The organism is Bacillus sp. SIMBA_026 (assembly GCF_046535335.1).
GTDB lineage: Bacteria > Bacillota > Bacilli > Bacillales > Bacillaceae > Bacillus > Bacillus velezensis.
Genome location: NZ_JAWRWX010000072.1, coordinates 1 through 329 on the forward strand (window position 1 = coordinate 1; position 329 = coordinate 329).

Annotated in this window: 1 protein-coding gene; it reads right to left on the bottom strand. The window is 63.5% G+C overall.

What is annotated here, in order from left to right; all coding sequences use genetic code 11:
* The coding region (locus SB847_RS20720) for a hypothetical protein (RefSeq protein ID WP_410578455.1) at positions 1-329 on the bottom strand (329 nt) is incomplete at both ends.

A 329-nucleotide genomic window follows, 5' to 3' on the forward strand; every position in this document is an offset into this window, starting at 1 on the left:
TTCCCCTTCCTGCGATGCTTCATACGCAGTGGCAAGCGCAATCCAGCTGGTGGCTGGCCCCGGCTCGCCCACGATGTGATCGAAGGATCTCTCGATCGGTCTCACCTTAGTGTCGGTAGTGAACGCCGCCGTAATCGCACCGGACTCCGCTTCGCATCGGGTGAACCAGGCGTGAGTGATGTGATCGGGTGAGAGCTGCATCTGCGCGAGTTGCTTCAGGTCTGCGTCGCGCGTGCCGGCCGTGCTGATCATCGGACGCAAGACACGGCCCGGCCCCTCGTCGGCCGATTCCATCAGGAGTGCTGCGGCGCCCTCGCTGAAGGTATGCC